Raw genomic sequence first — 25,561 nt, 5'->3', positions numbered from 1 at the left:
AATAAAAGACGCCCGAGTTCCTTCTATATAAAGGAATTCGGGCGTCTTTGCTGCCTAACACTTATTATGCTTGATTGAGCTTAGGACAAAATGGGCTTGTTTTTAGATGAGGCCTCTGTGACCTTGCCAAGTATCTGTCTCAGTACTTTAGCATTTTCCCCAATAAAACCGGAATCAAGCAGCACATCATGCGTTCCGATGACTTCGTATTCTTTGTATTGGCCAAGTGTCGCCTGTTGCCATAACAATTTATCTAATGATGTATCCGGACCAATACTATCATCCTCTGCAATTAGAGCATGGATATTCGCATGAACTTCACCTGAGTTAATAAGCTCATCGCGGTAGACGGAGTAAACCAACATTTTGTCCATGACTCGCTCCCTGTCCACTGGATCGGCGAGGAATGCTTTGTACTGGTCCCTAATGCTGTCCAGTACCATCTCGACAATCTCTTCAAGCTCCTCCGGTGTCGATTCATCCTTGGACATCTTTCTCATAGCATCTACCATAATAAGGTCGCTAACATGGTGACCTCGGCTTTCCATGGCTTTCGCTACCTCGAAGGCGAGATTTCCTCCAAGTGAGTATCCCAGGAATACATATGGGCCCTCTGCTTGAATATCCACGATGGCATCGATGTATCGATCCAGCATATCTTGACCCTGGAAACGATCGCCGATAAATTCCATCCCGTACACCTCGCAAAGCCCTTCCAGCTCCTTGGCCATCTCATAGTACCCCAGAGAGTGGCCTACCCGTGGAGGGAAGCAAAACACTTTGAGCGTTCCTTTCCCTGGGAAGCGGATAATTTCCATTTCCTCTTCATTAGCAGCAGTTGTTGCCTGCAGCTTGGAAATTTCATGCGCCATTTCTTCCACAGTCGGCAGATTAAACACGACTTGGAGTGGGAGCTGGACGCCCATACCGGACGAGATCCTTTGGATCAAGCCCAATACTTTCAGGGAATGGCCCCCAAGTTCGAAGAAATGATCCCTGATCCCGATTTCCTGTACGCCGAGCACTTCGGACCAAATCTGAGCGAGCTCTACTTCTGTCTGCGTACGCGGCGCGATATACTCCGCTGTGCTCCGCAGAAGTGTTTCCGGTGCCGGTAGCGCTTTGCGATCCAATTTGCCATTCGGATTCAGCGGCATTTGTGCCAACTGTACGAAAGCAGTCGGAATCATGTAGCTTGGCAGCTCGCTGGCCAGTGCCTCGCGTAGTACGCCCGCTGCAAGCCCCTCTTCGGCCACAAAGTATGCACAAAGTTGAGTACTTCCGGTGGAGTCAGCCAGTGCTAGAACAACCGCTTCCTGCACCGATGGCACCTTCAGAATTTGTGCCTCCACTTCTCCCAGTTCAATGCGGTAACCGCGGATTTTTACCTGGTGATCGATCCGCCCCAAATACTCAATATTCCCGTCTGGCAGCCATCGGGCCAAATCGCCCGTTCGGTAAATTCGCGCTCCCGGTTTGTACGGGTGAGGAATGAACTTCTCTGCCGTCAGGTCCGGCTGGTTGAAATACCCCCGCGCTACCCCTTCGCCCGCAATGCAGAGTTCTCCCGGTACCCCCACAGGTGATACCTGAGAAGCGCTGTCCATCATCCATACTTGGACGTTAGCGTACGGTTTGCCGATCGGCACATGCATTAGGGCCGCAGTTTCAAGGTTCGTTGTATACCGAGTCGCATATACGGCTGCTTCCGTAGGACCGTAGATGTTTTCCAGTACTGCGTAAGGAGATACTTTATAATACTCTTCCACAAGTTTGGCAGGCAGCGTCTCGCCGCAGGCAAACAGGTATTTCAGAGTAAGGAATCCTTGGGTGCCGCTTTCTTTCAAGTATTGAACGAGCACACTGAGCATCGACGGCACCAAATTGAGATGCGTGATACGGTTCGTATCCACGGCCCCTAGCAGTGCCATCGGGTCTTTGTCCACGCCTTGTGGCAGGATCACGAGAGTCCCCTCTCCAAAGAACCAGCAGAACAGCTCCGGCACGGAGAAGTCAAAGGTAAATGTCGTTTTGAGCAGGAAACGGTCGCCTGCCAACATCGGATATTCAGCTTCCAACTGACTCAGCGTATGGACGGCAGCGCGATGTTCAATCATTACCCCTTTCGGCTTGCCGGTTGAACCTGACGTGTAAATGATATACGCCAGATGCTCCGGCCCCGCAATTGGCTCCAGATTCGAGCTATCCGCATGATACGCCTGCGGATCATCAAGTGCCAGGATCGTGCCAGTGAACGGAAAACGATCTTTGAGATGGTTCTTCGTCAGCAGAAGCTTCGCTCCCGAATCCTCCAGCATGTGGCGAATACGATCTTCTGGGAACTCCGGATCAATCGGTACATAGGCCCCGCCAGCTTTTAGAATGGCATGAATGCCAATGATCATCTCAAGCGAACGCTCGACCATGATGCCGACTGGTTGGTCCGGTCTGACCCCTTGGGCACGCAGCGTACGTGCAAGGCGGTTCGCCTGCTGATGAAGTTCTCCATAGGTAAGCTCCGTTTCACCGTAAATAAGTGCTGTACAATCCGGTGTGAGTGCTGCTTTTTCCTCAAATATACCGTGAAGGGTCTGCTCACGCGGATAAGGAGCTGCTGTATCGCCCCACACCTCTATAATCTGCGATTTCTCTTCTGGCGTGATCAGCTCCAGCTCATCAATACGGATAGCAGGTTGAACAGCAACGCTTGTCAGAATTCTCGTCAAGTGTCCTTGAATTCGTTCCACGCTCTCCCGATCATAGACGCGGGCATTGTAACGGTACAAGAACTCCAGATTACGACCCGGCAGCACAATGAGGTTAAAATCATAATTCGTCTGTTCAAACATCTGAACATCCGTAATTTTGTATTCAGCCTCTTCACTGGCAATTTTCTCTTCCAAATGCTCTTCTACTGGGTAATTTTCGAACACCATAATATGAGAAATCAAATCTTGCTTTTGTTCGCTCTGTGCTTGAATCTCATAGAGCGGATAGGAATCATAAGCATGTCCTGCCAAATATAATTCCTGCTGTCTTTTCATCACATGGGAGAACGAATCGCTTCCCTCGGCCTGTACCCGAACCGGAACTGTATTAATGAAGAGACCGATCATGCTTTCGATACCCGGAATCTCGGCAGGTCTTCCCGATACCACACTTCCGAAGACGATATCCTGGCTTCTATTGTAGCGCTGCAGCACGATTCCCCAGGCTGCTTGCATCAGCGTATTCATCGTCACCTGATGCTGTTTGGCCACCTGTTCCAGGCGATCGGTCAGTTCCGCATCCAACGTGAATACCAGCTTCTCCGACACGTAGGCTTCTGCTTTTGCCGATGGCTGTGTGATGGCTTGTGGCAGCTTCGTCTGCTGCTCGTAGCCTTCCAGGTACCCTCTCCAGTAAGAGGATGCCTCTTCCTCGCCTTGCTTCTCCAACCATTGAATATACTGGCTGTACGATACAGCTGCAGGAAGCTCAGGTTCCCTTTGCTCACGCAGAACCCCATACGTCTCAAACACTTCCTGGAGCACAAGCGGCATACACCAGCCATCCAAAATGATGTGATGAGAGCTCCACAGCAAATGGTAAGCCTCTTCTGCTGTACGTAGAATAGCAACACGCAGCAATGCTTCTTCAGCAAGATTAAAGCCTCTTGCTTTGTCCTGAGCAGTATAAGCTGCAAGACGCGCTTGAATTTCATCGGCTTCCAGCTCGTGCAGATCCTCGTATACGAAGTCACACGCTCTTTCTTTGAACACAATCTGAATAGGGAAATCGCCCCACCCGGCATGGAAATTGGTTCTCAATATGGCATGCCGTTTCATCAGATATTTTAAGCTGCGTTTGAAATCCTCAGGATAGAATGCTCCCTGAATTTCAAACTTGGCCTGCTCAAAGTAGACTTCCGAATGAGGCTCCAGCAAGCTGTGGAACAACATTCCTTTTTGCATCGGCGTCAGTTTATACATATTTTCAATACTGCCGATATGCCGTGTCTGCTCTTCTAACTCCTCAATCTTTTCCAAGCTGATATCTTTGAGGAGTACATCGCTTGGTGTAAGTTCTGTTCTTTTCTTACTTACGCAATGTCCAATAACTTCGCTGAGACGGTTCTTCAGAATGCCAACAAACTTAGCCACAGACTCCCCGTGGAACTGATGACGGTTATAGCTGACCGAAAGTTGAAGCTGTCCTTCGGCAATCAGTCCATTAATGTTCAATGTCTGATGCTGCACCATCTGCTCACTGACCTCAGGTCCTACTGAGTAAGGCGATACTTCCATCGTCCCTCCTGCAAGATCCTGGTCGAACTGTCCCAAGTAGTTGAAGGTAATCTCAGGTTCAGCCGAGAAGGAGGAGACATCGGAACCGCCGCTTAAATATTTCAAAATACCATATCCGACACCTTTGTTCGGGATACGACGCAAGCCTTCCTTGACGTGCTTGATTCTGGCGCCGATCTCCAATTCCCCTCCCATCTCAAGGGCGACAGGGTATTGACTTGTAAACCAGCCTATTGTACGAGTAATATCCAGTTCCGGCACAACAGGCTCCCGTCCATGTCCCTCCAGAAGGATGCCTACACGTTCGATTCCCGTCCACTCGTGAACAGCCATACCCAGAGCCGTCAGGAGCAGATCGTTGACCTCCGTATTGTAAGTGCGGTTCGCTTCTTTCAGGAACTGCTCTGTCTCTTCTGGTGACCATCTCACCGTGACAGCCTCACTGTCTTTGATGAGAAGAGCGCCGTCTACCTTGTCTTTGGGAAGAGGGACAAAGCCATCTCCCTCTACCTCTGCCCAATAGCTGCGTTCTTGTTCAGCCGCCAGACTGTTCGCAAATTGTGTGATTCCCTCAACCCATGCACGGTACGAATCTGTCTTCTGTGGAAGCTTGACCGCTTCTCCACGTACTGCCTGCTCGTAGCCTTCCTGCAGGTCCTCAAAGAGAATACGCCAGGATACGCCATCCACAGCCAGATGATGAATAACGATCAACAGATGTTCGCCTTCCACACAGCGGAACAGACCCAGTCTAAAGAGAGGTCCATCCTCCAGAGAGATGCTGCGCTGAATGGCTTCCGCACCTGCTTCTATTGCTGAAGCCGGGTCTGTTTCAGCCCGCAGGTCGTGGATTTGGAGGCTATAGAGTTCACCCTCACCCACGCTCCGGTTCCAGGCCTCCAACCCCTGCTCTCCTTGGCGGAACACCAGTCGTAAAGCATCATGATGCTCTGCAATTTTCCGAACAACCTCGGCGAGCGCATCGGTATTGAAGCCATCCCGTCGGTACAACATGACCGACTGATTAAAGTGATGCAGATCCATTGACTGTTCATGGAAGAATCTGTGCTGGGCAGGTCCCAGTCTTACCGCTCCGTGTACCTCGCTTTGATCCGCAATTCGGCTGACCACACTAACGCGCTGCGCCAACTCTGCAATTGTCGGATAACCGAACAAATCCTTCATTTCAAGCTTATAGCCTGCTTGAAGAAGCCTTGAGGATACTTGAATGGATTTGATCGAGTCACCTCCAAGCTCAAAGAAATTATCATGAATGCCGACAAGCGGCACGCCGAGTACACCTTGCCAGATTGAAGCCAAAATGTTCTCCACATCCGTCCGCGGAGCGGTAAAGTCTGCTCCCGCCTTTATACCCGAGTTCGGTTCAGGCAGTGCCTTGCGATCCAGCTTACCATTCGGTGTCAGAGGCATCACCTCCAGTTGGACGAAGTAAGACGGAATCATATATGCAGGCAGTCCGGCAGACAGTTCGTCTCTCAGCTCGCTGACAGACATTTCGCGATCAGCTACTAAGTAAGCACACAGCGATTTCTGCCCATGAGCATCTGCCCACGCAACAACGAGAGCTTCCTCGACAAGTGGAATGTCCAGCAGCTTGGCCTCAATCTCACCAAGCTCAATACGATAGCCCCGTATTTTAACTTGATGGTCAATGCGTCCAATGTACTCAATATCTCCATTAGGAAGGCGACGAGCCAAATCCCCGGTGCGATACATATTTCCTTCCGAAGCGAACGGATTTCTAATGAATTTATCTGCGGTAAGCTCAGGACGGTTCAGATATCCACGGGCTACTCCGTCCCCGGCAATGTACATTTCGCCCTCCACACCTAACGGTACGAGACGAAGCTGTTCATCCAGGATATGAATGTATATGTTGTCGGACGGCAACCCAATCGGTACGGATTCCCGTGTATCCTTCGCAGGATCGTACAGGTGAATCATGCAGCCGACGACGGTTTCGGTCGGACCGTATTCATTGTAGATTTTGATGTTGCCACCAAAGAGATCGGTAATCGTTTTGGACAAATGTGTGGTCAAATTCTCTCCACCCACAATGAGCTGTTGAATGCGACTTTCCGCTGGAATGGTCATGTCTTTTATGAGACTGAGATGCGTCGGCGTCAGCTTGAGAATATCGACCGCATTTTCGCGCAAAATATGCTGAACGACCTCTGCCTTATCTATACCATCATAAATCCGTACTATTCCTCCGTTTATTAACGGAGTAAACATTGATGTCATCGTCAAGTCAAACGAAATGGATGAATACAACGGGAAATCCGTTGGTTTCCCAGCACAATAGACCTTATTGGCCCACCAGATGTAGTTCACGATCCCTTTGTGGTTAATCATGGTTCCCTTCGGATTTCCGGTTGTACCCGAGGTATAGATTAAGTACACCAGATCGTTTCCTCCAACAGGAATATTGGGATTATCCACCTCGGTTCCGTAGATGTGCGGGGAATCCAATTCCATAACCGTTCCCTCAAAAGAGGCCAACTCCGTCAGGTGGCTCTGTGTGAGCAGAATTTCAGCGCCAGAATCCTTCAGAATATACTGAATCCGCTCCTGCGGATATTCAGGATCAATAGGTACATAGGCTCCACCCGCTTTGAGTACACCCATGATGGCGACAAGCAGCTCTACAGACCGATCTGCCAACAGACCTACCACTTGTTCACTCCGTAGTCCTTGGTCTATCAAGGTGGAAGCTAGTCTGTTCGCCTGCTCGTTCAGCTCCCGATACGTGATCTGGATGTCGCCGTTTACTGCCGCAATCTTATCCGGCGTACGGACAACCTGTTCTTCAAACAAGGTATGCAGACCCTGATCACTTGGATAGGTATGGGCCTTGCCGCCCCAGTCAAGCAGGTTCATCCGTTCCTCAGATGTTACAATCTCCAGTTCCTGTATCGTCGCCTGCGGACGAGCAGCCACCTGATCGAGCATCTGCAACAAGTGTCCTCCGATTCGTGCAATGCTTTCTTGCTCGTAAACCGAAGCATTATAGCGAATGCAGACCTTGATGTCTTCGCCTGGAATTACAACCAGATTAAAGTCATAGTTGGTTTGTTCAAACATGGTGAAGTTGGCAACTTCGAGATTGTCCTCCGTTTGATTACCCGATTGCTCCACCTGCTCGTCGAGCGGGTAATTTTCAAAGATCATAATATGAGAAATCAGGTCCTGCTTTTGGGTTGTTTTCCCCTGAATCTCATACAGTGGATAGGTGTCGTAGGCACGACCAGCCAATGACTGTGCCTGTGTACGTTTCATCACTTCGACAAAGGCTTCGTCTTTGGATGACTGTACACGGATAGGTACTGTATTAATGAACAGACCCACCATATTTTCGATCCCTGCAATCTCAGCGGGTCTACCCGACACAACGCCGCCGAAAACGACATCCGAGCTGGCATTATAACGTTGAAGAATCAGTCCCCAAGCTGTCTGCATGAGTGTGTTGACAGTCACGTGATTGCGCTTCGCGACAACATCCATTTTACCGGTCAAGGATGCACCCAGATGGAGAACATGCTCATTCAGAACATAGCCCGCCTCTTTGGCTTGAGATTTCGTTTTACCTTCCGGCAATACGGTGTTCCCGTCATAATCTTCAAGATATTGGCTCCAATACGTTGAAGCTTCTTGATCATCCTGTGCATCAAGCCACTCGATATAACGGCTATAGGGCTGAGCTGGCGGTAGGACAGGCTGTACTTGCTGTTTCTTGGCAGAATAATAATCGAACAGCTCCTGTGTAATGATCGGGATACACCAGCCATCCATGACAATATGGTGGAAGCTCCACAATACAAGACAGCTTTGATCCTTCTGCAAGACGGTCACCCGCATCAGCGGATCTTCTGACAGGCTAAACCCCTTAACCATATCTTCAGCCGTGTAAGTCTTGATTCGGGCTTCTTGTTCCTGCATAGATTCGTCGCGCAAATCTACGTAGTGCAGAGGGATTAACCGTTGCTTAAAGACAACTTGCAGCGGTACATCAGCAATGTTGTTGTAAAAGCCGGTACGTAGTATGGCATGTCGTTGCACCAGAGCCTGGAAGCTCTCGAAGAAGGTATCTACATCGAAGCTGCCACGCAGCTCAAACGTTGCCTGTTCGAAGTATGAAGAGGAGCCCGGCTCCAGTAGGCTGTGAAACAGCATTCCCTTCTGCATTGGCGTCAGCTTGTACACATCCTCAATCTCTCCGATGTGAGCCGTCTGCGCCGTGAGTCGATCAAGCTGCTCCAATGTTAATCCTTGGAACAGAACATCACTTGGTGTAAGCTGTGAACGCTCCTGAGCCACACAATGACGGATGACCTCACTAAGGCTTGACTGTAATAATTCAGCAAAATGACTCACCGTCTCCTTACGATACTGCCTGCTGCTGTACGTAATCGTCAGTGATAGCTGGCCTTCGGCAATCATGCCATTCACATCCAGAGCATATTGCTGTGGTGTGAGATCGCTGAGCGCTTTACCAACTGAATGTGTGGATAGGCTTAGGGCATTACCCTCCAAATCCTGATCAAACTGCCCAAGATAATTGAAGGAAATTTCCGGCTCCACGCCGAATCCGACACTTTTCTCCGGTGCCATATACTTCAGAAGACCGTAGCCGATTCCTTTATGCGGAACCTCTCGCAAATTCTCCTTGATGCGCTTGATTCGCGCAGATACTTCCTGTCTGCCTTGCAGGTTCAGCAGAACTGGATACTGGGTTGTGAACCAACCCACGGTACGGGTAATATCCAGGTCTGGTACGATCATTTCCCGTCCATGTCCTTCAAGATTGACCAAAATCTGCTCCATGCCTGTCCAGCGCTGAATGGCTGCCCCCAGAGCAGTCAAGAGCAAGTCATTCGTCTCCGTATGATATGCCCGGTTCGCTTGTCGCAACAGCAGGTCAGTTTCCTGCGCAGACCACGTTACCGTAACCGATTCAGTATCCCGAATGGTGCCCGGCTTCTGATCCTCATCCTTCGGCAGTGGGGCCAAAATCGCCTCCTCAATCAGCTGCCAGTATGCACGCTCCTTGTCCAGAGCAGGCCCTGCTGCATACTTCGTCGCTTGCTCAGACCATACAAGATACGAATCGGTCTTTTGTGGAAGGACGATTGCTTGTCCATTCCATGCCTGCTCGTACCCCGCTGCAATGTCCTCAAACAGGATGCGCCAAGATACGCCGTCAACCAAGAGGTGATGAATGACAATCAACAAATGATCGCCATCGTCACAATGGAACAGGCCTAGCTTGAACAGTGGGCCACCTTCCAAGTCAAAGCTTGCCTGAATGGCATCGGCTTGGGCCTGAACCGCAGCTGTCTGGTCTTCCGCCTGCCGCATATCGGCAATGTCCAATGTGTAGAGCTCGCCTTCGTCCGTTCCCCGATTCCAAGCTGCGTATCCAGCTTCTGTAGGCCGGAAAACCATGCGCAGCGCGTCATGATGGATCGCAATTTGGTCCATTGTCAACCGGAGTGCAGCCTCATCAAAGCCGTCTTTCCGATAGAGCATGACGGCATGATTATAATGGTGCGGCTCCGCTGTATGGCGTTCAAAGAACCAACGCTGAATTGGCATTAACTCTGCTGCACCTTTAATTTCGCCCTGTTCCGCTATACGTCCAGCTGCCTGAAGATACGGGCTTAGCTCGGCAATTGTCGGATATTTGAAGAGATCCTTCATCTCTAATTTATATCCAGCTTGGAACAATCTCGAGGACACTTGGATCGCCTTGATGGAGTCACCACCCAGATCGAAGAAATGATCATGGATGCCAACCTGCTGCGCTCCCAGCACACCTTGCCATACGGAAGCCAAAGCTTCCTCAGCTGCGTTTCTCGGCGCTTCATAAACCGCCCCCGTCTGCACATTGGCCTCTGGAGCCGGAAGCGCTTTGCGATCCAGCTTGCCATTGGGTGTCAAAGGCATCTGTTCCAATTGCATAAAGTAAGATGGAATCATATAAGTCGGCAGTTCGGCAGCCAAGGCTTTTCTCAACTCGCCTACCGTCAGCATCTGATCGGCAGTGAAATAGCCGACAAGCACTTTTTGTCCACTTCCATCCTCCCGGGCGAGCACAACGGCCTCCCTTACAGACGGAGCATGGAGCAGCTTCGCTTCCACTTCGCCCAGCTCGATACGGTAACCACGGATTTTTACCTGATGGTCAATCCGTCCCAAATACTCCATGCTGCCATCCGGCAACCAGCGTGCCAAGTCACCCGAGCGGTACATACGCTCGCCCGCTTCAAACGGATGAGCGACAAACTTCTCTTCCGTCAATTCCGGTCGGTTCAGATAACCTCGCGCCAGGCCTACGCCCGCCACATAGAGTTCACCCGGAATGCCAATCGGCTGTGGACGACGTTGTTCATCCAAAATGTACGCCCGCAGCGTCGGAATCGTGGTGCCGATATTGCTGCGGCCCTGTTCAATTTCCAACTCTGTAATTTCCTTGTATGTTACATGCACGGTCGTTTCGGTAATGCCGTACATGTTAATGAGCTGCACTTGCGGATACTTCGTTCTCCAGTCCTTGAGCAGGGCCGGGGCTAATGCCTCTCCACCGAAGATAATCATACGGAGGCTCAGTTCTACCGCCTGATGACCGAGCTCTTCCTGTAGCAACTGATAGAAGTACGTCGGTGTCTGGTTCAAAACGGTGACCTTCTGATCCTTAAGCAATTGCAAGAAACGATCTGGACTCTTCGCTGTAAGCGATGGAACGATGACCAACCGTCCTCCGTTCAGCAATGCTCCGTACATTTCCCATACAGAGAAGTCAAAACAGAATGAATGGAACAGTGTCCACGTATCCTGAGGACCAAAATCAAACATATTTTTATCATTAAAGAGCAAGCGAACTACATTTTTATGCTCGATCAGTGTTCCCTTTGGCTTGCCTGTCGTGCCCGATGTGTAGATGACGTAGGCAAGATGCTCCGGTCCGGCTGCAGGCTGCAGGTTTGAGACATCTTCCTTATAGGAAGCCGTTTTATCCAGACTTACGATGTCCCCAGCGAAGGAGACACGTTGCTCCAGATGCGCTTGTGTCAGCAGTAGCTTGGCTCCCGAATCCTCAAGCATAAAGCGAATGCGGTCCTCTGGATATTCAGGGTCTACAGGGACATAGGCCCCGCCTGCCTTCAAGATGGCTAAAATTCCAACCACCATTTCAAGAGAACGATCCGCCATGATTCCAGCCAAACCGTCTGGTTGCAAACCACGTTCCCTCAGCGTTCTGGCAAGTCCATTGGCCCGCTCGTTCAGCTCGCTGTAGGACAGGGCTGCATTTTCACATACGACTGCCACCGCATTCGGAGTACGTGCAGCCTGTTCCTCGAACAGCGCATGGATCGTCTTGTCACGAGGATAATCTGCCTTGGCTTCGTCCGGCGCTTTCATCAGCCTTGATTTTTCCTGAGGTGTCACGATATCAAGGGATGACAACGGCATTCCCGGATTGGAGACGGCTTCCCGAATAAGCTGTACAAAGTGGCCTGCCATCCGCTGGGCAGTCTCTTGCTTGTAGATCGCAGTCGCGTACTCAAGCGTGCAGTTCAATACCCCGTCTGCTTCACTCACGGTCAGCGTGAGATCGAACTTGGCAGCCGGATGTACATTATCGTAAGGAGTGAAGCGCAATCCTTCTATTTCTTGTTCTCCCTGCTCAATATTTTGCAGGACAAACATGGTATCAAATAGCGGGTTACGGCTCAAATCACGCTGAAGCTCCAGCTTTTCTACCAGCTCCTCGAACGGGTAATCCTGGTTTTCATAGGCCCGCAGCGCTGTTTCCTTCACTTCCTGCAGATAAGCCTCGAAAGGCTTTTCTCCTTCTGGATAAGTACGAAGTGCCACTGTGCCGACGAACATACCGATGAGGCCTTCGAGTGTCGCATGGGATCTTCCTGCCACAGGTGAACCGACAATGACATCTTCCTGACCTGTGTACTTGTGCAAGAGCGCTGTATAGGCTGCCAGCAGTACCATGAACAGAGTGGAACCCGTTCGGGTAGCCAGCTCCTGAAGCGAAGCACTCAGAGAAGAATCAATTTGGAAGTCGATTCGATCGCCCGCAAAGCTTCGCACCGCAGGACGAACTTCATCCCCTGGCAAATCCAGCACTGGCAAGCTTCCGCGGAAAGCATCCAGCCAGTAAGCTTCCTGGGCCTTAAGACGCTCGCTTCCGAGCTGCTCTTGCTGCCATACAGCATAGTCTGTGTACTGGATCTGTAGTTCAGGGAATACGTCCTCCTCTTGGTAGAAGCGGAGAAACTCTTCTATGAGAATATTCATAGAAACCCCATCTGAGACAATATGATGCATGTCAAACAATAGTAAATGGCGCTCATGTGCAATTCGAATAAGGCCGACCCGCAGCAATGGAGCTACACCTAAATCAAAAGGACGGACAAACTGCTGAAGGGTAGCTCCTGCCTCTTCCTCGCTCAACTCCGCATATTCCACAGTAAACGGAACATCCGTCAGGAGCTGCTGTACAGGTTCACCGTTCACGGTCACAAAACGAGTACGCAGCGAACCATGACGATGAATTAGACGACGGAATGCCTGCTCTAGCCGTTCCCGATCCAAAGCTCCCTCAACGGTAAGGATACCCGGCATATTGTAGCTCAGCTCTCCACCTTCCAGCTGACTTAGAATAAACAGTCGTTTTTGGGCCGAGGACAATGGATAATGCTCTCTCGCTCCCGCTGTAGGAATTTCTTCGAAATTCAGCGGTGTATAGCCCTCAATGGCACGAGCCAATCCTTCAATAGTAGGAGACTCGAACACTGCTCTCAGACTAATCTCGCGATTCATTTCCTTGCGAATTCGTGAGACTAGCAGGGCTGCACGCAGTGAATGACCTCCAAAATGGAAGAAATTATCCTTCACTCCCGCGCTCTCTACACCCAGCACCTCTTGCCAGATTTCGGCTAATTGAATTTCCACAGGTGTCCTTGGAGCCTCAGATGAAGCCGCTGCCCATCCACGCTCGCCCTGCAGCGCTTTTCGATCGATTTTTCCGTTCGACGTCAGAGGCATATCCTCCAGTTGTATGAAGCGGGAAGGGATCATATATCCAGGTAATATCTCCGACAGGACGGCCCGAAGCTCGGATACCTCAAGTTTCTGAGCAGCTACGAAATAAGCGACTAGATCTTTGTAGCCGTCATCGCCCTCTACAGCCATGGCTACGACTTCCTGAACGGACGGCACTCTGAGCATTTGTGCTTCTACCTCGCCTAGCTCGATACGGTAGCCGCGGATTTTGACTTGGTGATCTATTCGGCCTAAGTACTCGATGGTTCCATTCGGTAACCAGCGAACCAGGTCACCCGTCCGATACATACGCTCTCCTGGAGCAAACGGATTGTCCACGAACTTCTCATCCATTAACTCAGGCCGGTTATGATACCCCCGTGCTAATCCGATACTCGAAATGCATAGCTCTCCAGCTACACCGACAGGTTGCAATCTAAAATGGTCATCCAAGATGTACACACTATGGTTAGCAATAGGACGTCCAATAGATACAATATCCGTTGCTTCCTCACTGTCCGGGACAGACCAGATTGTGGTGCATACGGAGTCCTCCGTTGGGCCATAGCCATTAGAGTAACGTACATGCTTCCTCCACTCTTCGATCAACTCGACCGATGCGGCCGATCCAGCGGTTAGCAGGCACCGCAGTGTTGGCAAACGCTCTGGATCAAGGTGGATAGCGTAAGCGGGTGGCAAAGTCGCTACCGTAATCCCCTTATCGTTCATGAACTGCTCGAACAGGGCATGATCTAAAATATCTTGTGTAGAAGGGATGCACAGAACACCCCCATGGCTCAGCGCCGTTAAAATTTCCGAAACCGATGCATCAAACGACAGGCTTGCAAACTGAACGATCCGATCCTGCGGTGTAACTTCAAAGTGTGCCCCATATACGTCCGAAAGATTTGGTAGTCCCCGATGCTCGACTAATACGCCCTTAGGATGACCGGTCGTACCTGAAGTATAGATCACGTAAGCCAGATCATCCGGGCCAGCAGTATCCTCCAAATTCGAGGTGTCGGCATCATAGGTCGATGATTCATCCAGCAGCAAAACATTTTCCGTCCATCCGAGATGCTCCAAGAGATGGGCCTGTGTAAGGATCAGCTTCGCCCCGGAATCTTCAAGCATGTAACTGATTCGTTCTTTCGGATACTCTGGATCGATTGGAACATAGGCACCCCCGGCTTTCATAATGCCGTAGATCCCAACGATCATTTCGAGCGACCGTTCAGCAATCAGTCCCACCAGATCTCCCGTCTTGATTCCCTGAGTACGGAGCCTTCTCGCCAGTCCATTGGCTTTTGCATTGAGCTCGGCATAGGTCAAACTCTCGTCCTCGAACCAAATGGCAGTCGCATCCGGCGTTCGTCCCGCCTGTTCCTCCAACAGCCCGTGGAACGTGTTACAGTGCTCGTAAATGCCTTTTGTATTTCCCCATACGTTCAGAATCTGTTCTCTCTCCTGCGGCGTGACTAATTCTAGTGCATCCACGGAAATAGCAGGGTTCTCTACAATTTGTTCCATAAGGTGAACCAGATGGCCCTTGATTTGCCCAATTGTCACTTGGTCATAAACAAGTGCATTGTACTGGAACAGCAATCTCATCTCTTCGCCAGGGAGGACAATTAAATTAAAATCATAATTCGTTTGCTCAAGAAGCTCCGCTTCCTCAATCTCAAAGGCAGCCTCGCCACCACCCAGACGCTCTACCTCCTCCTCCACAGGATAGTTCTCAAACACCATAATATGGGAGATTAGATCCTGCTTCTGATCCGTCTGAGCCTGAATCTCAAACAACGGGTAGGTGTCATACATATGAGAAGCCATATATTGTTCCTGCTGCTGCTTCATCAGAACGGTGAAGGGGAGATTCTCCTCTGTCTTCACACGAACGGGAATCGTATTGATGAACAAACCGATCATCCGGTCAATGCCCGGAATTTCTGCTGGTCGGCCTGATACTACACTTCCGTACACGACATCCCGGCTACCGTTATAGCGTTGAAGCGCAATGCCCCAGAGGGACTGCAGCAATATATTCATCGTGACATGAGCATCCCTAGCCACCTTTTCAAGGCGCTCAGTCAATTCCCTGCTGAGAGGATAATTCAGCTTTTCTGCTACATAGCCTTCTCCCTTACTTGCTCCACCGACTTGAGGTAAAAGCGTCTGCTGCTCGTAACCGGCCAGATATCGGCTCCAATAGTTGGACGCAACTGCTTCATCCTGCTGTTCCAGCCATTCGATATATCGACTGTACGGATGGACCTCTGCCAGCTGCGGCTCTCTTCCTTCCAGGAGGGCAAAATAGTGTTCAAATACCTCCTGCGTAATTAACGGAACACACCAGCCATCCATGACGATGTGGTGAAAGCTCCATAAGAGGCGGAAGCTCTCTTCATCTGTTTGTAAAATGGATACACGGAGAAGCTCGTCTTCAGCTAGGTTGAAGCCCTGTGCTTTGTCCTTAGCACCAAATGTCTTCAGGTAAGCTTCGCGCTGCGATGCATTCATCTCACGCAGGTCTTCGTACACCAATTTAGCGCCTCTGTGTCGAAATACAACCTGCAAAGGCTCGCTGCCCCATCCGCTGTAAAAGTTCGTGCGCAGGATGGCATGACGCTCCACCACGGCATCCAGACTGTGTCCGAATGCAGTCGGATCAAAGCTACCCTTAAAGTCAAAGGCAGCCTGCTCAAAATAAGCACCTGTATGCGGCTCAAACATATCATGGAACAGCATGCCCTTCTGCATCGGCGTCAGACTATATACATTCTCAATATCGCCTATGTGGCTGGTCTGCTTAGAAAGCTCCTCCAGATCGGCAATGCTTAGACCCTTCGCAAGCACGTCGCTTGGTGTCAATACGGTTTTCTCTTGGGTTACGCAATGCTGGAGAAGCTCTCGCAGGCTTTCTTCAATATATCCAGCGAGCTGTTCCATCGTAGATAACTTATACTGTTTTCCGTTATAAGTAATCGTCAGAGTCAGGGCTCCGTCCGTCACCATGCCATTGATATCTAGCGTATAGGCTGGTTCCTCCAACAAGCTTTGGGCGCTTCCGGTCGGATAAGGAGAAATCTGCAACGAGCTGCCTTGCAAATCCTGATCAAATTGCCCCAAATAGTTAAAAGAAATCTCAGGCTGCAAGCTGAAGCTGTCTTCATCCAACTGACTTGCCATCGTTTTAAGCAACCCGTAGCCAATACCTTTGTTCGGAATTCGGCGCAGCCCTTCTTTCACAGACTTGATCAAGGAGGCCACTTCTGGGTCATCCCCCAAGTCTAAAATCACCGGGTATTGACTTGTAAACCAGCCTACGGTACGGGTGATGTCGATATTCGGTATAATCGGCTCACGACCGTGTCCTTCCAGATTCACAGCAACCTTTCCGATGCCAGACCATTTGGATACCGCCATGCCCAGAGCAGTCAATAGCAGATCATTCGTCTCTGTTTGATAAGCACGATGGGCTTTTCTCAACAATTGGTCGGTTTCTTCTATAGTCCATTGTGCTGTTATTACTTTGCTATCCTGTAAAAGAAGGCTTTCCACAGCCTCATCCTTCGGCAACTGTTCGAGTGGCTGATTCTCCAGCTCCCTCCAATACGCCCGATGAGTCTCCATTTCAGGACCTTCCGAATAACGAGCAAGGGCGTCTCCCCAGTCACGGAAGGAATCCGTCTTCTGCGGGAATGTCAGCGCTTGTCCTTGAATCACCTGCTCATAGCCTGCTGCAATATCCTCGAACAAAATCCGCCAGGATACTCCGTCCACCACCAAATGGTGGATCACGATCAGAAGATGGTCTCCATCCTGACAATGGAAAAGTCCTAACTTCAGCAGCGGACCTTCTGCCAGATTGATACTGCGCTGAATGTCATCCGACAGCGATGTAATGGCTGCAGCCGGATCGGATTCATTCCGTAAATCAGCGGTGAACAGGCTATAAAGCTCTCCTTCTTCAAGATCACGATTCCAAGCTTCGTAGCCATGCTCTGTCTGACGGAAAACCATGCGAAGGACGTCATGATGCTCAGCGAGTTTTCTTAGCACCTGATGCAAGGCCTTTTCCTCAAATCCCTGTTCACGATACAGCATAACCGCTTGATTGAAGTGATGAGGCTCTGCCTGCTTCCGTCCAAAGAACCACTGTTGGACTGGAGTCAAGCGAGTCGTTCCACGCACAACTCCCTGTTCAGCCATATGCACAGCCGTTTGTATTTCAGCGCCTAGCTCGGCAATGGTTGGCGATTTGAACAGCTGTTTCATCTCTAACCGATAGCCGGCCTGCAGTAACCGTGACGACACCTGAATAGCTTTTATGGAGTCTCCACCCAATTCAAAGAAATTGTCATGGATACCCACCTGTTCGGCACCCAGTACCCCTTGCCAGACAGATGCCAAAGCTTCTTCAGCCGGTGTACGAGGAGCTGTATACTTCCGTCCTGTATGCGCGCCTACTTGAGGAGCCGGCAGAGACCTGCGGTCCACTTTTCCGTTTGACGTTAATGGTATACGGTCCATCTGGATAAAGTAGGATGGAATCATATAGCCCGGAAGTACCTGCGATAGGGAAAGACGTACTTCGCCTGCCGTGAGCGTACGATCCGCCACATAATAAGCGCAAAGCTGCTTCTCTCCAAGCTCATCCGCGCGAACGACCACTACGGCGTCGATTACCGACTCCACCTTGGCCAGTTGGGCCTCGATTTCAGGGAGTTCGATGCGGTAACCACGTATTTTGACCTGCTCATCAATTCTTCCTTTAAACTCCAAATTCCCATCTGGAAGCCAGCGTACCAAATCCCCAGTTCGGTAGCAGGGTTCTCCGTCCTTAACAGGACTAGGAACAAATTTCTCTGCTGTGAGATCAGGACGATTGAGATATCCGCGTGCTACACCTTCACCGCCGACAATGAGTTCACCCCAAGCACCAATAGGCTGTAATTGCAGCGATCCATTGACCACATAAGCGGTCGAATTACTAATTGGGCGACCAATCGGCACACCCCCTTCGGCACGACCTGGAATCTTGTAGGTGGTGGAGAAGGTCGTATTCTCTGTCGGACCATAGCAATTGATAGGGACAAGATCAGGATTAGCCTCGATTACACGATTCATATGAGATAGAGACAGTACGTCACCGCCGACTAACAATGCTTTTAGCCCTCTGAACAGGTACTCATCCTGCAGGGAAAGCTGATTGAAAAGGGGTGAAGTAAGCCACAATGTTGTAATCCCGTACTTGGCAATAGCCGCTTTGAGCCTATCAGCAATCAGAATGTCGTCATTCTCTACGAAATAGAGCTGCCCACCGTTAAGCAACGCTCCCCATATCTCAAATGTAGAAGCATCAAAGGCCACGGCTCCTGTTTGCAAAATTCGTGTGGATTCATTCAGCTCCACATAGTTGGTCTCTTTGACCAGACGGACCACGTTCCGGTGTTCAACCATAACGCCCTTCGGTCTACCCGTCGTACCCGATGTATAGATGACATAAGCAAGCCCCTGCGATCCCTGAGCCGTCTCCGGCTGGGCAGGCTCAGCAGCATAAGCCTCTTCACTGCTAAGATCGACAATTGGTATACCGTAGTCTACACTTATAAGCTCGCCCTTTTGCACCAATAATAGCTTGGCGTCGGAATCATCAAGCATATAACGTACCCGATCTTCCGGGTAATCAGGATCAATCGGCACATAGGCTCCACCTGCCTGAAGCACCGCGAGCATACCAATGACCATCTCAATGCTTCGTCCGCCCATCACGGCCACAGGCTGCTCCCTCAACGTTCCCAAACGACGCAGTGTTTGGGCCAGTCGGCTCGCCTTGTCTTCCAATTCAAGGTACGTTAGCTGGACATCGCCGAATACAAGCGCCGTCTGCTCTGGTGTACGCTTGACTTGTTCTGCGAACAGCTCATGAATGGTCTTGTCCCTTGGATAAGGAGCCGATGTCGCATTAAATACTTCAACGATCTGTACTTTCTCCTCCGGTGTGATCATTTCAATCTCGGCCAGTTGCAACTGAGGATTGGCCGAGACTGCGTGCAGAACCCGGAGCAAGTGCGTTGCAAGTCGCTCTACACTTTCACGCCGATATAAAGCCGTACTATACTCGAGGCCAAAGGCTAATTTTGATCCCTTCTCCTCTACATTGAGGGACAGGTCAAACTTGGCTGTGACGGTGTCCATCAAGTAAGGAGTAAAGTGCACTCCGTCCATATCCTGCTCTTCCTGCTCGGTATTTTGTAATACCAATAAGGTGTCAAAGAGCGGATTGCGGCTGACATCACGTCCTACGCCCAGCTTTTCGACCAATTTTTCAAAAGGGTAATCCTGATGCTCAAACGCCTTGAGCGCCGTTTCCTTGATTTCCAGAAGATAATCCTGAAAGGTTTTATCTCCTGCCGGGTAGCTGCGCAAGGCCAGTGTGTTGACAAACATTCCGATGATGCCCTCAAGCTCAGCCTGCGGTCTTCCGGCTACTGGAGAACCTACGACGATGTCCTCCTGTCCTGTATATTTGTGCAGTAGTACCGAATAAGCGGCCAGCAATACCATATACAGTGTAGTACCTGTACGGGATGCAAGCTCTTGTATCGCCTTATTTCCAGACTCATCCAATGTAAAATCAATTCGGCTACCCTCGAAGCTCCGAACCGAAGGTCGTTGGAAGTCTGTAGGCAAATCCAATACCGGCAACTCTCCTTCAAAGGATTGCAGCCAATATTTCTCAAGATCTTGCCATTGGTTCTCTGACTGTTCTCGTTGCCATACGGCATAATCCTTGTATTGGATGTGCAGTTCTGGTAGCTGTTCTCCTTGATACAAATGAGTAAGTTCCTGTATCAATATTTGAATAGAAACCCCATCTGAAATGATGTGATGCATATCAAACAGCAACAGATGACGCTCCTCCTGGAGCTTCACCAAGCTAACACGCAGTAATGGAGCCTGGCTCAGATCAAAGGCACGAATAAAGTTGTGAATGAGCGTATCCGTCTCCTCCACCGAAGCCTCTGTATAGTTCAACGCGAACGGCACATTCCTATGCACACGCTGAACAAGCTCTCCATCCTGCATATAAAAGCCGGTTCTTAGGGATTCATGACGCTGGATCAGTGCCTGGAACGCGGACTCCAGCCGCGTGCGATCCAACGGTCCATCCACTGTGAAGGCCCCTGGCATATTGTAGCTAAGCTCTCCCCCATCCATCTGTCTCAGCACGTATAACCGCTTTTGCGCTGAGGACACTGGGTAAGCTTCGCTTTCCGTTGCCTGTGGGATGGATTCGTACAGGGTCGGAATGTGTTTTTTCACAAGTTGCGCCAAGGATTCGACCGTAGGTGACTGAAACACCTCACGCAGCGAAATGCTACATCCCAATTCTTTGTGAATCCGTGAAACGAGCACTGTTGCCCGCAAAGAGTGACCACCAATTTCAAAGAAATTATCTCTGACACCGACGCGGGCAACTCCCAAGATATCTTGCCAGATGAGTACCATCTGAGCTTCCACAGCAGTTCTCGGAGCCAAATAAGCCTCGCCGGATTGTACGCTGCTTTCAGGAGCCGGCAACGCACGGCGATCCAGTTTGCCATTTGGCGTAAGCGGCATTTGCTCCAGCCGGACAAAATAAGAAGGAATCATGTAAGCGGGGAGTTCCGCTGCCAGCTGAGACCGCAATTCCCCCGGCGAAAGATCACTGGAGGCTACATAGTAGGCGCACAGCAATTTTTGGCCCTGTTCGTCATCCCGTGCGAGGACAATCGTTTCTCGTACGTTCGGAGCCTTGAGAATTTGGGCTTCTACCTCGCCAAGCTCAATTCGGTAGCCGCGAATTTTGACCTGATGGTCGATCCGTCCCAAATATTCAATATTGCCATCAGGCAACCAACGAGCAAGATCCCCAGTTCGGTACAGCCGCTCTCCCGCCCGATACGGATGCTCAACGAATTTCTCAGACGTCAAATCCGGCCGATTCAAATACCCACGGGCAAGACCGTCCCCTGCAATGTATAGCTCTCCCGGAACCCCAACAGGCTGCAGCCGTCTTTGCTCATCGAGAATATAAGCGCTAAGTGTGGGGATCGTTCTGCCAATATTGCTTTTCCCCGCTTCAATCTCATGTTCCGTGATTTCCTTGTAGGTGACATGGACTGTTGTTTCCGTAATTCCGTACATATTAATCAGCTGCACATCAGGATACTTGACCCGCCAGTTTCTCAGAAGAGATGGACTTAAGGCCTCTCCACCAAAAATGATTTTTCTAAGGCCAAGCTCTGTCGAAGAGTGCGTTAACTCTTCCTGTAGCACCTGATAAAAATACGTTGGCGTCTGATTTAAAATGGTGACTTGGTTGCCTTTCAACAACTCCAGGAAAGCTGCTGGGCTCTTGGCTGTGAGAGATGGAACAATCACCAATTTCCCTCCGTAAAGAAGCGCTCCGTACATCTCCCAAACGGAGAAATCGAAGCAGAACGAATGGAATAGCGTCCACGTATCCTGAGAGCTGAAATCAAATAGATTTTTATCGTTAAAGAGCAGTCGAACCACATTTTTGTGTTCAATCAGCGTGCCCTTCGGCTTGCCGGTCGTACCCGACGTGTAGATAACATAGGCTAGATGGCTTGGTCCCGAAATACTCTCCAGATTGGAAGCATCTCCTGTATACGTTGTAGCTTCGTCCAAACTCACAAGCTTTCCGTCAAAAGTGGTGCTCTCCCATAGATGACTTTGGGTGAGCAACAGACGGACCCCTGAATCCTCCAGCATATAATGGATACGTTCCTCGGGATAATCGGGGTCAATCGGTACATAGGCACCACCTGCTTTCAAAATGGCCAACATCCCAATGACCATCTCCAAGGAACGGTCAGCCATAATCCCTACGAGCGTATCTGCAACTACTCCCTCGGAGCGCAAATATCTCGCAAGCTGGTTAGCCTGCTCGTTTAGAGCTAGGTATGTAATGCTCTGTTCGTCCATCTGAACGGCTACGTGATCTGGCGTGCGCTCGGCTTGTTCCTCGAATAAGCCATGGATGGTCTTCTCACGTGGATAATCGACTGCAGCGCCTTCCGAAAGAGCCAAAATGGATTGCTCTTCTGGTTCACCCAATAAGTTTACCTCTGCGATAGAAAGCTGAGGTGAATGAATGATCTGCTCGGCGATCGTAAGCAACTGGGAAACCATGTCCTTAACTTCACTGCGTTCAAACAGCTCCGTCCGATAATCGACATCCAGTACCAGTTCGCCTTCATCCAGGATCTCCACGATATGAAGCACGAAATCGTTCACTTCGTCCCCGCAGAAATCATAATCCGTCAAAATGCGCACATCATCCAAATCAACCCAATTGATAAGACGATATTCCATTGAAACGCCAAAAAGCCGCTGAATATCCTTGTTACCATGCATTTCTCTAAGATCCTGAATTAACTGATTGTACGGATACTTCTGATGCCGCAGGACTGACATCTGATCTCTGGCTACATCCTGCAGGAAGCTCAACACATCCATATCCTTTTTGACGTATGTTCTGGCAGCAGCGGTGCTGACAAACATACCTATCTTTTGCTTCTCTTTTTTGTTCCCCCGGTTAGCGAACGAAGTGCCAATCACCACATCCGGCTGATTCGTCATTTTGTGTATGTAGATATACATCGCACCCATGAAGAACTGGAACAAAGAAATCCTGTTCTGTTGGCAAAATGCTTGCAGCTCGTGATATAGCACTTCTGGTACGGTAAAATGCTCCCGAACGGCGTGGGTGCTTAAAGATAACGGATTATATGACTTCCAACCCGTAAGCTCAGGCAAATCAGAAAATTTATCCAGCCAGTAAGCCTTATCCTTTTGGTATCTGTCAGAAAGTTCGTATGCATTCTCATCTGCAATATATTGAATATACGAGCAATCGTCGCCCAGCTTCGGTTCATTTCCTTGAATTAACTCCATGTAAAATGTTGTCAGCTGATTGCCATAGACCACCATTGATATTCCGTCAGAAATAATATGGTGCATCTTGATATTAATCCAATACTCTTCCTCGCTAATCTTCACAATTAAAAACTGGAAGAGCTCAGAATCCAGCAGGGGCAAAGGTTTGCTTTTGTGTTGCTCAAGTAAGGCTTCCACCTCAGATACACTTTCATAGTGGCTAAGATCCAGGCACTCCAGCTGTCTCTCTTCATAAGGAACGACGTACTGCTGAGGCACTCCATCCACTGAGGTAATACGGATGCGGAACGCATCATACTGTTTGATAATCAAATTAATGGACTGCATAAAGGCAGCAATATTGATATGCCCCTTCATCTTAGCTGTACCGGAAAGCTGTGACACTGACGTATCTGGGTAGAGTAATTCGGTATACCATATACGCTTCTGCGCATTTGTTAAATCATATAACTGCATGTCATTCATCTCATTCACTCCTATTCCATGATGTGAATATCCTCCCGCTGCACCTGGCAGTCAGGAGGACAAAAGGACAGTTTAACGTGCGCTTCCACCCCGTCATTGATCCAGTGAAACAATTTCTTCCGCCTCAACCACCAATCGATCGTCCACGGAAGCCCGACCGCTACCAAGAATATAGCCCCGCCGACGCTTGATCACTTCAAAATAGAGATCAATTCGGTCCCCAGGCTTGGCCAAGCTGTGGAATCGAATTCCATTGAGGTTAGTCAGGTATGAAATGCCTTTTTTATCAATCGCAGCGAATGCCGCTAATTGTGCAAGCGACTCCACAATCAACATAGGAGGCATGTATGGGTTAGTGTCAGTAATGAACCACTCACTCCAGGTGACAAGCTTGTATCCCTTCGCCCATTGCGACGTTTCGTACCCGGTCACGCCATCCAACAGAAGAAATGGGTACCGGTGCGGAAGCACATCCGGGATATGGATTAGCTCTTCGCTCACAGGCTTATTCCCCTTCCCACTTGCGAACAGCAAGGCAGACGTTGTGCCCTCCGAAACCAAATGAATTGCTAATCGCCGCGCGGACCTCGCGTTCCTGATATACATGCGGCACAAAATTCAATTCAGGAGCTTCAGGATTGTCGCAATTGAGTGTCGGTGGTACTTTGCTGTGAATCATACTCTGCACAGTCGCAATTAATTCGACTGCCCCTGCACCGCCCATTAAATGGCCAGTCATGGATTTAATAGACGATATCGCCAATTGGGTGGCATGCTCCCCGAATACTTTTTGAATAGCGTTAATCTCCATACGATCATTAAATGGCGTACTCGTACCGTGGGCATTGACATAGTCGATTTCCTGCGGTGTTAAGCCGCCATCCTGCAGTGCGATGTTGATCGCTTCTGCCGGGCCGGAGCCAGAGGGATCTGGAGCCGTGATATGATACGCATCAGTTGTGCATCCGTAACCCACAACTTCGGCCAGAATGGTGGCTCCGCGGCTCAAAGCATACTCCAACTCCTCCAGCACCAAAACTCCTGCTCCTCCACCTATGACGAATCCATCACGATCCACATCAAACGGACGACTAGCCTTCTGCGGCTCTTCATTACGTCTGGAGAGAGCATGGATATTCGCAAAAGATGCCAGATCAAGCTGACTAAAATTGGCTTCTGCTCCACCAGCAACCACGACATCAGCCGTGCCGTACTGGATCGTACGTAATGCCTCACCAATGGCATTACTTCCTGTGGCACAAGCCGTAACCACAGCAAAAGAAGGCCCCTTGGCTCCAATAGCAATGGAGATTTCACCAGGTGCTGAATTAATCATCATCGAGGAAACAAAATAAGGAGAAACTCTTTTGGGACCAAGCTTTGTTAATTTCCCATAGTTCTCCTCTATAACGTCGAGGCCGCCTGCTCCAGAACCGACAATAACCCCCACGCGACTTGCATTCCGCTCATCAATCACTAATTTTGATTGCTCCACTGCCTGCCGGGCAGCCGCCAAAGCAAACTGAGTGAACTGTGCGACTTTATTAGCTTCCTTCTTGCTCATATATTGCAATGGGTCAAAGCCCGTAACCTGTGCACCGATCTTTGTCGGAATGTCCGCTGTATCGAAAGCAGTGACAGGTCCGATTCCGCTTTTTCCTTCCAACAGTGAATTCCAGAAATCCGTAAGATTAAGCCCGACCGGCGTTACGACTCCCTGTCCAGTCACTACAACACGTCTTCTCACTGTATCC

The 25,561-nt window shown here is 49.9% G+C and carries 3 protein-coding genes; all 3 read right to left on the bottom strand.

Going from position 1 to position 25,561, the window contains the following annotated elements:
• Window positions 1-80: 80 nt before the first annotated feature.
• The 3 genes from JOE49_RS06240 to fabF all read right to left on the bottom strand — a co-directional run bounded on the left by JOE49_RS06240 (window position 81) and on the right by fabF (window position 25,554).
• On the bottom strand, window positions 81-23,807 hold the full coding sequence (locus JOE49_RS06240) for a non-ribosomal peptide synthase/polyketide synthase (protein ID WP_209940746.1): 23,727 nt from the start codon (window positions 23,805-23,807) through the stop codon (window positions 81-83).
• Between the two features lie 93 nt (window positions 23,808-23,900).
• Window positions 23,901-24,308, bottom strand: coding sequence for a 3-hydroxyacyl-ACP dehydratase FabZ family protein (locus JOE49_RS06235; protein WP_071559525.1), 408 nt, complete (start codon window positions 24,306-24,308; stop codon window positions 23,901-23,903).
• A gap of 4 nt (window positions 24,309-24,312) precedes the next feature.
• Window positions 24,313-25,554: a beta-ketoacyl-ACP synthase II gene (fabF, locus tag JOE49_RS06230; protein ID WP_209940745.1), complete on the bottom strand. Its 1,242-nt coding sequence runs from the start codon at window positions 25,552-25,554 to the stop codon at window positions 24,313-24,315.
• Window positions 25,555-25,561: the final 7 nt, after the last annotated feature.

The organism is Paenibacillus sp. PvR133 (assembly GCF_017833155.1).
GTDB classification, from domain to species: domain Bacteria; phylum Bacillota; class Bacilli; order Paenibacillales; family Paenibacillaceae; genus Paenibacillus; species Paenibacillus polymyxa_B.
Note: the sequence above shows the minus strand (reverse complement) of the source record. Positions and strands in the feature narration are given on the sequence as shown.

Coding starts and splice junctions, on each gene's coding strand:
- JOE49_RS06240 (WP_209940746.1), bottom strand. CDS start 23,807: ATGAATGACATGCAGTTATATGATTTAACAAATGCGCAGAAGCGTATA.